The sequence below is a fragment of the Mucilaginibacter sp. CAU 1740 genome (assembly GCF_039839285.1).
Classification (GTDB): Bacteria; Bacteroidota; Bacteroidia; order Sphingobacteriales; family Sphingobacteriaceae; genus Mucilaginibacter.
On the sequence record NZ_JBDOQS010000021.1, the window covers coordinates 79,657 to 90,612 of the forward strand.

The following is a 10,956-nucleotide window of genomic DNA, read 5'->3' on the forward strand; positions in this document are numbered from 1 at the left end:
TCATTTTTTTCATGAATGCTATAGATATACATTTGCTGTGTATAAAATACACCCTCATGTTTAACACAAATTCAAAAAAATTACTCCTGTTTTTTTTGAGTGTTTTATATGTCTTACACGTACAAGCTCAGCAACAAGTCCTTTCCATAAAGGATGCTGAACAAATGGCCCTTGCTAACTATGCGTCCATCAAGTCGAAGGCAAACCAGCTTAACGCCTCTAAGGCATACCTCAAAGAAACAAAAACGGAGTACCTGCCGGATGTAAATTTCTCCGCACAGCAGGACTACGGTACAGTGAACGGCCAAACCGGACCATCTTATGGTTACCGCGGCCTGTCGGTATCTTCATCGGGCCCAACTCTGGCCAAGCAAAACTGGAACGCCGCATTCGGCGCCCTGTATTTAACCAACGTTAGCTGGGACTTTTTTGCCTTTGGCAGATCGAAACAGCGTATCGGCGTACAAAAAACCATCGTATCTCGCGATGAAACTGATCTGGCACAGGAGCAATTTCAGCACCAGGTACGCGTAGCGGCTACTTATCTTAACCTGCTGGCAGCCCAACAGCTTGCCAAAGCACAACAGGATAACCTTAACCGCGCCAAACAACTGCAAACTGTGGTTGTGGCACGCGTAAAGAACGGACTGAACCCCGGAGTAGATTCGTCATTAGCTAACGCCGAAGTATCGAACGCTAAAATAGCTTTAACCAACGCGCAGCAAACCGTTCAGGATCAAAGCAACCAGCTTTCTATTTACCTGGGCATACCGCACCAGGAGTTTCAGTTGGATAGCGCTTTTATCACCAAACAGCCTAACAATCTGGAAGCGTTAAGTTCCGTAGCCGAAAGTGATCACCCTACCCTAAAGTTTTATCAAAACAGGATCAATGTAAGCGATCAGCAGGCCAAATATCTCCGCACATTCGCTATGCCTACTTTTAGCTTGTTTGGTGTTTATCAAGGTCGTGGTTCTGGCTTTAAGTCGGATTATGGTACTAACCAGGATAGCTATACCGGCAGCTACGGCGCAGGTGTTGATCCTACCCGTTTCAATTACCTGTTTGGTGTAGGCGTTACCTGGAATTTTACCAGTGTTTTCCGTACCCACTACCAGGTGCAATCGCAAAAATTCACCTCAGCACAATTTAAAGATGATTACGAGTTGGTTGATAAACAACTAAAAGCTCAGCAATCATTGGCCGAAACACGCATTGCCAATGCTTTAAAAAACGTAAACGAAGTACCTGTTGAAGTATCGGCAGCCAACAACGCTTACATTCAAAAATATACCCTGTATAAAAACGGACTATCAAACATTGTAGATTTTACGCAGGCACTTTATACCCTTAACCGGGCCGAAGTTGATAAATATATAGCCCTGAACAACGTATGGCAGGCGCTGCTGTTTAAATCGGCATCGAGCGGCGATTTTGGGTTATTCATCAATAATTTTTAACAGTTACACACATATACAATGGGAATGATAAAAGGGGCGCTGCAAAAACCAATTACCATATTGGTTATAGTAGCCGGGCTGTTCTTCTTCGGTATAAATGCGGTACGGACCATCAAGATCGATATATTTCCCGATCTTAACCTGCCGGTTATATATGTATCGCACCCATACGGCGGTTTTACCCCAAACCAAATGGAGGCTTACTTTGGTAAGCAATATGTTAACCTGTTGCTTTTCGTATCGGGCGTAAAAAGTATCGAAACGAAAAATATTCAGGGCTTAACGTTAATTAAAGTTACTTTTTACGAGGGCACAAACATGGCCCAAGCCGCGGCGGAGGTCACGGCGTATACCAACAGGGCCCAGGCCAGCTTCCCGCAAGGGTCGCAGCCGCCCTTTATTTTGCGCTTTGATGCTTCAACACTGCCTGTTGGTCAGTTAGTGTTAAGCAGCGCCACCCGCAGCAATAACGAATTGCTGGATTATGCTTTGGTTTATGTACGTTCATCGTTTACCTCAATTCCGGGCCTTGTTGCTCCGGCTCCTTTTGGTGGTAACCAACGTACAATCCTGATCAAAGCAGATCCTAACCTGTTACGTTCGCACAATTTAACCCCCGATCAGATTGTTGCCGCTCTGCGCGAAAACAACCAGAACACCCCGGCAGGTAACGTTCGCATAGGCGACTATAACTATTTGTCGCCGGCTAATACCACCATCAAAAAAGTACAGGACTTTGGCGATATCCCACTGTATAAAAACGGCATCCAAACCGTATTTATGAAAGATGTAGCCACTATTGAAGATGGTGCCGATATCACCGCCGGTTACGCCCTTATTAATGGTAAACGTTCGGTATATCTGCCTATTACCAAATCGGCCACTGCTTCTACCTGGGATGTGGTTCAGAACCTTAAAAAAGCCATCCCACGCTTCCAGGCTTTATTGCCAGAGGATGTGAAGCTTTCCTTCGTGTTCGACCAATCGGTATATGTAATTAACGCCGTAAAAAGTTTGGCCGAAGAGGGTGCCATCGGTGCCGTGCTTACAGGTTTGATGGTATTGCTGTTTTTGGGCGACAGGCGCGGTGCACTTATCGTGATCCTTACTATCCCAACCAGTATTATCTCGGCTATATTCTTCCTGTCGCTGGCACATCAAACCATCAACATCATGACGCTGAGCGGGCTTTCGCTGGCTATTGGTATTTTGGTGGATGAGTCGACGGTAACTATCGAGAATATTCACCAGCACTTTGATATGGGCAAGCCTAAAGCTTTGGCTATCTGGGATGCCTGTAAGGAGATCGCGTTCCCTAAATTACTGATCCTGTTTTGTATCCTGGCGGTATTTGCACCAGCCTTTACCATGACAGGTATCCCGGGCGCGCTGTTCCTTCCTTTGGCTTTAGCCATTGGTTTCTCTATGATCATATCATACTTCCTGGCGCAAACCTTTGTACCTATCATGGCCAACTGGATAATGGTTAACAAACATGAAGACCATAGCCATAAAGATGGTTTCGCTTTAGAAGATGAAGGCGAGCCATGGGAGCAAAAGGAAAAAGCCATGAAGGCTGTACTGGAGCATAAAGGCCACAAAGTAACCAAGTTTGATAAATTTAGGGATAGCTTTATGCGCCTGATGGACCGCATGCTGCCTAAACGCGCGCTCATCGTATCGGTATATGTTATCGGTGCTATTGGTTTAGCATTATTGCTGTTCAGCATTATTGGCCGCGACGTATTACCTAAAGTAAACTCCGGCACTTTCCAGGTGAGGTTACGCGCACCTGATGGTACCCGTTTAGAACGCACCGAGTTGATAGCGGTTGAAGCACAGCATATTTTAGGTGATATTGTTGGTAAAAACCACATCGCTATCACTTCAACATTTGTTGGTTCGCACCCGTCATCGTTCTCTACCAACCCAATCTACCTGTTCATGGCCGGTCCGCAAGAATCGGTAATGCAGGTGAGCTTGACTGAAGATTATAAGGTAAACCTCGACGAGCTGAAAGAAAAATTCAGAACCCAGATGGCTAAAAAACTGCCAAGCGTTAAGCTTTCGTTCGAGCCTATCGAGCTTACCGATAAAATCCTGAGCCAGGGTTCGCCAACTCCTATCGAGGTTGCGCTTACCGGTAAAAACAAAAAGCAAAACGTTGAGTATGCCTTTAAGATCATCGAAAAATTAAAGAGTATCAAATATTTGCGCGATGTGCAGATAGGTCAATCATTCAACTACCCTACCATCGATATTAATATCGACAGGCAGCGCGCGGCGCAATTGGGTGTGGGCTTGAACGATATCTCCCGCTCGTTGATCGCCTCAACATCATCATCAAGGTTTACAGAGAAAAATAACTGGATAGACGAGAAATCGAACCTAAGCTACTTAGTACAGGTGCAAGTGCCGGAATACCAGATGTCTAGTCTGAACGACGTGAAAGAGATCCCGGTACTGGCCAACCAGCCACGCCCTGTACTTGGCGATGTTGCCGATGTTAAAACAGGTACAACCTTTGGCGAAGATGATAACGTTGGTGCCGTACCTACACTTTCGGTAACAGCAAACATCAATAACAAGGATTTGGGTACCGCTACTCACGATGTGCAAAAAGCCCTCGACGAATTAGGTGCCCCTCCGCGTGGTTTAACTGTTGAAATGCATGGTATGAGCCAAACGCTTACCGCTACGCTCGATAGCTTGCAAAGTGGTTTGATCGTAGCTATTTTGGTGATATTCCTGATGCTGGCAGCAAACTTCCAGTCGTTCAAAATATCGCTGGTTGTATTATCAACTGTACCGGCAGTATTGTTTGGCTCGTTGTTCCTGGTTAAAATAACCGGTGCTACGCTTAACCTGCAATCGTACATGGGTATGATCATGTCGGTAGGTGTATCCATCTCTAACGCGGTGTTATTGATCACCAATGCCGAGGAATTACGCCGCCACAATGGCGATGCATTAAAAGCGGCCCGCGAAGCAGTAGCCCTGCGGTTGCGCCCAATTTTGATGACCAGTTTGGCGATGGTTGTAGGTATGATCCCGATGGCATCAGGCTTAGGCGAAGGCGGTGACCAAACATCGCCGTTAGGCCGCGCGGTTATTGGCGGTTTGATCGCTTCAACCTTTGCAGCATTGCTGATATTGCCATTGGTTTTTGCCTGGGTACAAGGCAACTCCAGCACCCAATCTGTATCATTAGACCCGGAAGATAAAGAAAGTAAATTTTATGTCCCTTTGCACCATCATGAACAAGCTTAAAAATAAATCGATATTACTGCTTGCCGCTATGGCATTAGCAGTAAGTTCCCTGAGCGCCTGCCACTCGGATGATAAAGAGAAACAGGAGCAACAGGAAGAACAAGAACAGCAGGATGCTGTTGAAACCCCTACTGTACAAACAGTACCCGTAACCAAAGGCAGGCTAAGCAGCGCCATCACCATTCCTGGCGAGCTGATCCCATACCAACAGGTAGACCTATATGCCAAAACCAACAGCTATGTAAAAAAGCTTTTGGTTGATATAGGTTCGGAAGTTAAACAAGGTCAGCTAATGGCCGTGTTAGAAGCACCGGAGATCAATTCACAACTGGCAGCGGCACAATCGCGCATTAAACAGTTTGAGGCTGTTTATTTTGCCAGCAAAGCCACCTACGATAGGTTGGTAAGCACCAGCAAAACCCCTGGTACCGTTTCACAAAACGACCTGGAGCAGGCCGAAGCTAAAAAGAATGCAGATCAGGCTAATATCGATGCCGCTAAATCCGGCTTGAAAGAGGTATCGGCTAACTTGGCTTACCTTGAGATCCGTGCCCCTTTTGATGGCGTTGTTACCAGTCGTAATGTTAACCTGGGTGCCTATGTAGGCCCGGGCGGTAAAACTACCGATCCGCTGTTTACCGTACAGGATCAAAACAGGATGCGTTTGGTGGTATCAGTACCAGAAATTTACACAGGAGCGTTAAGCAATAAAAGCGAAGTTAATTTTACTGTTAGAGCTTTACCAAGCGAAAAATTCACCGCACAAGTTAAACGTATAGCAGGTGCATTGGATGAGAAACTGCGCGCCGAACGACTGGAGATGGACGTATACAACAAAGGCAAAAAACTGTTGCCACACATGTTTGCCGAAGTTAGCGTACCACTTCCAGACGGCGACAGCACTTATGTTGTACCTAAAACAGCCGTAGCCACATCTACCGAAAAGGTTTTTGTAATTAAGGTTGTTAACAACAAAGCTGTTTGGGTTGATGTTAAAAAAGGCCTCACCAGCGGCGATAGCGTCGAAATTTTCGGCGGCGACCTGAAACCTGAAGATAAGCTGGTTAAAGCAGCATCTGATGAGATCAGGAATGGATCGAATTTGAAAGTTAAAAATTAATTGGCTGATTAGGTTCAGCAAGGATTTGTGAAGGGATATGGAAGCCCGGAAGCGAAAGCTTTCGGGCTTTTTTTGTTTAATCAATAAAAAATTGTCATTTCGATAGAGCAGCGGGCGTGATGGAGCGCCGAGGCGAAAGAGAAATCTTGTACGCCACGCCAAGCGGCTAATGTATCCTGTAAAAGCAGGGCGTATAAGATTTCTCCTCACCCTCCCACTCAGGCACCCCTGTTCGTCGAAATGACATTCCGTTTTAGGGAGTATTAAAACTCTCCTACTGCAACTTCTTAATCAACCCCGTCCCTATCGCATCCGTACTCTCTGCCGAATTTGATAATATCACCACAGCAAGCTTCTTCTCCGCATTAAAAGCTAAAAAGCTGCTGCTGCCATAGGTGCCGCCATTATGAAAAATATATTCAACCCCGTCTACAACAATGATATGCCAACCTAACGCTATTTTGGTATCCTTGCTATAAGTAACTTCATGCGTTTGCACAAAAGCCTTTGCAAGCTTGTCTGCGCCTCCATTCATGTTAGCCCTCGCATATATCAGCAAATCATTTACAGTTGAATGCAGCGCCCCGCAGGCAGCAAGAGCGTTAAATTCCCAGGCTACAGTTTGATCCCCGTATTGGCTGTACACTTTGGTAAAGTTAGGTTGTTGCAGGGGGCTTAAATGTTGGACCGTATTTTTCATCCCAAGCGGGGTGCAAATAACATCTTGCACCATCTGGTCGAAAGTTTTGCCGCTAACCTGAGATAGGATCGTCCCCAACAAACCAACTCCTAAATTTGAATAAGCATATTGCTCGCCGGGATTGCTGTTGAGTTTGCATTTTTTGAGATAGGTATATAGCAATCGCTTATTGTAGTTTTTATATGGATTAGCCGCGCCTGCCGAATCAAACTGCAAGTTTTCGGGGATACGCGCCAGTCCGGAAGTGTGATTACTTAATTGCAGCAACGTAATGCCGTTAAGCGCGGTATTTGTTTTTACAGAATCGGGCAGATATTTGGTTATAGGGTCGGTTAGTTTTACCTTGCCTTCGTTGGCGTAAAAGGATAACAACGTAGCGGTAAACGTTTTGGTGATTGATCCTATTTCGAATATGGTATTAGCTGTTGGCAACTGATTATTAGTCCTTGCGGTTTCGCCATAATTATAAGTGGAAAGTTGCCCGTTTTTTAATATGCCGATACTCAAGCCAACGGTATTAAGCTTTTGAATATAAGGGCGGGCTATTTCATCAACCTGTTTATCCATATCGCTGAGCATTTTATTGGATGTGGCTACCTGTGTGGTTTTATCAGCAGAAACTTCTTTATAAGGCTGAAACAAAAAAAGCTCGATCTTATTACCGGCATCCAGACTCATTAACAGTTGCAACGTTACTGATTGAAACACCAGTTTGTAAGTACTAACCTTGTTATTCACAAAGCTGATCACCGTAGAGCCTTTGATCTGGTTTAATGGAAACACCTGCTGCTCCATCAAACTACGAAACTGCCCGCTGCCTACCGCATGCCTGAAATTAGGGCCGGTAAGGGTATAGATAGAATCAGCTTGCTTAGCATTAAAGAAGTTTTTCACCAACGCGAATACCGAATCGGTTTTAAACTGTTGATGGCTTTGGCCAAAGGTAATACCCGATGTAAATAGCAATATAGCTAAGCAAAGTTTGAACTTCATTAAATGGTGTTTAAAGATCTTTAAAATCCGCCGCAAGGTAGTTACCTGCCAAAGGATCGGTCACGTTCAGGAACCTGCGTTCGTTCTGTTTCCAAACCCTGCGGAAAATAATAACGCCGATAGTTGCTCCGATGATATAGTTATAGCCTATAAAACTAAACATGCCGCCGAAAACCTCCATACCATCCCGGATATCTTTACCCGTGCATAACAACATAATGGTACTTGTTACTATCGATATGGCTAAGCCATATAAAAAGCCGCCGTTAATGATGCAGTAATCCCACATGCCGCGCTTGCGGGCATTTTCCCATTCCTTAACAAAGCGAATGTTTTCTACATCTTCTTCGGTGAGTCCTTTGGCTTTCAACCGGGCCAATTCTTCACGGCTATATTGATAGCGGTAATGCCCAAAGATGAGAGAAACCGGGAAATAAACTAAATAAGCCAGGCCATACCCACCCCATACAAATAGCAGGGCAATAACCATGAGTATGACAAACCACTTATAGTTAACTTTCAGATATGATTTGAATCGATTTGCGTTCATACCTGAAAGTTAATTTTATATAGTTGGTGTTTGCCCGGCTAAAAGAAATAGTACGGCCATGCGCACAGCTACACCGTTTTCAACCTGATCAAGAATGATGGATTGTTTGCTGTCGGCTACATCGCTGGTGATCTCCACACCGCGGTTTATCGGGCCAGGGTGCATTACGGTGATCTCTTTATCCAACGAATCCAATATCGTTTTATTGAGGCCGAATAGCATGGTGTACTCCCTTAAAGATGGGAAGTATTTAATATCCTGGCGTTCTAACTGGATACGAAGCATGTTGGCTACATCGCACCAGTTAAGGGCTTTTCTTAAATTATGTTCAACCTTTACACCTAAGGAGCCAATGTATTTAGGGATCAACGTGGTCGGACCACAAACCATAACCTCAGCGCCCAGCTGTTTTAGGCAAAGTATGTTTGACAATGCTACGCGCGAGTGCAGGATATCACCCACTATAACTACTTTTTTGCCGGCTACGTCGCCGTATTTTTCACGGATAGAGAATGCATCAAGTAAAGCCTGTGTAGGATGTTCGTGTGCGCCATCACCGGCGTTTACTATTTGTGCTTTTACATGTTTTGAAAGGAAGATACCTGCACCAGCATATGGGTGGCGCATTACCACCATATCCACTTTCATGGCAAGGATGTTGTTTACGGTATCTATCAGCGTTTCGCCCTTGCTTACTGATGATGAAGAGGCCGCGAAATTTACCACATCTGCCGATAACCTTTTCTCAGCCAGTTCGAATGATAAACGGGTACGGGTTGAGTTTTCGAAGAAGATATTGGCGATGGTTACATCACGCAACGATGGCACTTTTTTGATAGGCCTGTTCAAAACAGATTTAAAAGTATCGGCAGTTTCAAATATCAGTTCAATATCTGCGCGGTTTAAATCTTTAATACCTAATAAGTGTCGTGTGCTCAGTCCTGCCATGTTATTTTGATTTCGGATTTCGGATGTTCGATTTCGGATTTTTGTATTTCGGATTTCGGACGTTCGATTTCGGAATTATTTATTTTTTATTATTTAATTTTTGATTTTCTTTCGCTGTTTTACCTATTGCAGTAAAGATTGCAGTGAGTTCGTTAGCCTCTTTTTTCAAGCCAGGCAAAGTAGGTGAATTAACTAAACCAGACTCCTCAATCAATTCTAACCAATAAATTGATTCATCAGCTTCTTCTTCTACAATCACTATTTTGTTTATAAAATCAGCCGTCGATTTTCCTCTGCACGCGGATCGATAATTTGCACCTACGGAGGTTGAGCTTCGTAGTAATTGATGAGTTAAGATGTCAATTGAACGTGAACGAGGCAACTCTTCAACAAACCTAATAATGTCTGTTGCGAATTTCTTAGTCCTCTTTTTTAATTCAACCTTATCCATTTCAAATAAAATTTCATAAAATCAGTAAATTCAAAATCAAAATAATTCCGAAATCGAACATCCGAAATCCGAAATCACTCAGAAACAAGAACAATCTTGTCCTCCCCGTCAGTGTCTCTCCAGCTTACTACTACTTTTTGCGATGCGATAGAGTCAACCTCAATCCCCACATAGTCTGCCGATACCGGGATATGACGTGAATATCTTCTATCTACCAAAGCCAAAAGCTCAACTTTTTCCGGGCGACCGAAGGCTTGTAACGCATCCATAGCAGCGCGGATCGTACGGCCAGTCCAAAGCACATCGTCCATCATGATCACTTTTTTACCTTCTATGATAAAATCTATCTTGGTTTGATTTGGTAACAGCTGCGATTCGCGGCGGCGAAAATCATCACGGTAAAAGGTGATATCCAAATCGCCTTGCAATATATTTTTATCGGGAAGGATCTGCCTTAATTCTTCAGCTACACGTTTGGCTAAGTAAATGCCACGGGGCTGGATACCAATTAATACCGTATTTGAAAAATCGTTATGATTTTCAATTAATTGGCGACATAAACGTTGTATGGTAATTTGAAACTTTTGTCCGTCGAGCAGTGTCAGATTTTGCATCGTATGGGTGGATTTGGGCAAAAGTAATAATTTGTTTTCAGTTTTGGCGGATGAGTTTTGAATAGGAAAGTAACTCGCGCTCGTTTTTAACGAGTGCGTAGCTGGGTTTGCGTTTGTAACGCAAACCGCGCGATACAATCGCGAAACCATATTAAGCGCTCGTTGCAAACGAGCGCAAGTTAATTAGGCATCACCCGGCGAGAGCTCTTAAAGCAGCCATCGCCTTTTCGGCGTCCTTCTTCGCTACAAAAATATGATCATGATAATAGGCAGCCACTACATTACAACTGATATTTTCTTTAGCCAGCGCGGTGGCAAACGCGGCTGTAAGTCCGGTAGCCTCGAGCGATGAATGGATAGTTAACGTGATCCAGGCGGCTATATAGCTGTATTCAAGGCTTAGCTTATCGGCTGTTTCTTTTTTAAGGATGAGGGTTATGGCTTCTTCTTCTTTAAAAAAGGCAATGATATCTTTAAGGTTGATATTGTTTGTTGATGTAGTTGTGCAGTAAACATAATCACCAGGATTAAGTACAGGAGTCATGTTTTTGAGCAGGGTGTTGAGGTTGGTTTCTCCTGTAGGCATTTTCAAATATATAAAAACTAATACTCTGCTTGCCTAAACTAATTGCAGCGGGATGTGTACCAACATCCCGCTGCAAAACACCAATATGTCATTGCGAGGTACGAAGCAATCGCATGCTATACAGGGCGGATTTGCTTCCGTGCGATTGCTTCGTACCTCGCAATTGTAAAGGTTAGATAATTCGGTAACAGAATTAGGGATTATTTTTGTTGTTTAGGGTAGCCATATCAATGGGCTTTTTACCATTAATCCCCTGATGTGGCC

9 protein-coding genes are annotated in these 10,956 nt (G+C 44.1%); 3 read left to right on the forward strand and 6 right to left on the reverse strand.

What is annotated here, in order from left to right; translation table 11 throughout:
- Nucleotides 1–56: 56 nt before the first annotated feature.
- From AAFN85_RS31045 to AAFN85_RS31055, 3 genes are read left to right on the forward strand one after another with little or no spacing between them, the layout of a single operon-like run.
- Nucleotides 57–1,460 carry a TolC family protein gene (locus AAFN85_RS31045; protein WP_347531860.1) on the forward strand — a complete coding sequence of 468 codons (1,404 nt, stop codon included), beginning with the start codon at nucleotides 57–59 and terminating at the stop codon, nucleotides 1,458–1,460.
- A gap of 18 nt (nucleotides 1,461–1,478) precedes the next feature.
- Nucleotides 1,479–4,730, forward strand: coding sequence for an efflux RND transporter permease subunit (locus AAFN85_RS31050; RefSeq protein WP_347531861.1), 3,252 nt, complete (start codon nucleotides 1,479–1,481; stop codon nucleotides 4,728–4,730).
- Nucleotides 4,717–5,850 carry an efflux RND transporter periplasmic adaptor subunit gene (locus tag AAFN85_RS31055; RefSeq protein WP_347531862.1) on the forward strand — a complete coding sequence of 378 codons (1,134 nt, stop codon included), beginning with the start codon at nucleotides 4,717–4,719 and terminating at the stop codon, nucleotides 5,848–5,850. The genes AAFN85_RS31050 and AAFN85_RS31055 overlap by 14 nt, the downstream gene beginning before the upstream one ends.
- 274 nt (nucleotides 5,851–6,124) lie before the next feature.
- On the opposite strand, the gene AAFN85_RS31060 is transcribed toward AAFN85_RS31055, so the two are convergent.
- The 6 genes from AAFN85_RS31060 to AAFN85_RS31085 all read right to left on the reverse strand — a co-directional run bounded on the left by AAFN85_RS31060 (nucleotide 6,125) and on the right by AAFN85_RS31085 (nucleotide 10,692).
- Nucleotides 6,125–7,543, reverse strand: coding sequence for a serine hydrolase domain-containing protein (locus tag AAFN85_RS31060; RefSeq protein ID WP_347531863.1), 1,419 nt, complete (start codon nucleotides 7,541–7,543; stop codon nucleotides 6,125–6,127).
- Between the two features lie 10 nt (nucleotides 7,544–7,553).
- Nucleotides 7,554–8,093: a hypothetical protein gene (locus AAFN85_RS31065; protein ID WP_347531864.1), complete on the reverse strand. Its 540-nt coding sequence runs from the start codon at nucleotides 8,091–8,093 to the stop codon at nucleotides 7,554–7,556.
- Between the two features lie 15 nt (nucleotides 8,094–8,108).
- Entirely contained in the window at nucleotides 8,109–9,041 is a 933-nt protein-coding gene (locus AAFN85_RS31070; RefSeq protein ID WP_347531865.1) for an aspartate carbamoyltransferase catalytic subunit, read from the reverse strand.
- A 79-nt stretch (nucleotides 9,042–9,120) separates the two neighbouring features.
- The gene (locus tag AAFN85_RS31075; protein WP_347531866.1) at nucleotides 9,121–9,492 is read right to left on the reverse strand and encodes a four helix bundle protein; all 372 of its coding nucleotides are present in this window, start codon (nucleotides 9,490–9,492) and stop codon (nucleotides 9,121–9,123) included.
- Between the two features lie 74 nt (nucleotides 9,493–9,566).
- Nucleotides 9,567–10,106, reverse strand: a complete 540-nt coding sequence (gene pyrR, locus AAFN85_RS31080; RefSeq protein ID WP_347531868.1) for a bifunctional pyr operon transcriptional regulator/uracil phosphoribosyltransferase PyrR — start codon at nucleotides 10,104–10,106, stop codon at nucleotides 9,567–9,569.
- 190 nt (nucleotides 10,107–10,296) lie between these two features.
- On the reverse strand, nucleotides 10,297–10,692 hold the full coding sequence (locus AAFN85_RS31085) for an ACT domain-containing protein (RefSeq protein ID WP_347531869.1): 396 nt from the start codon (nucleotides 10,690–10,692) through the stop codon (nucleotides 10,297–10,299).
- Between the last annotated feature and the right edge of the window lie 264 nt (nucleotides 10,693–10,956).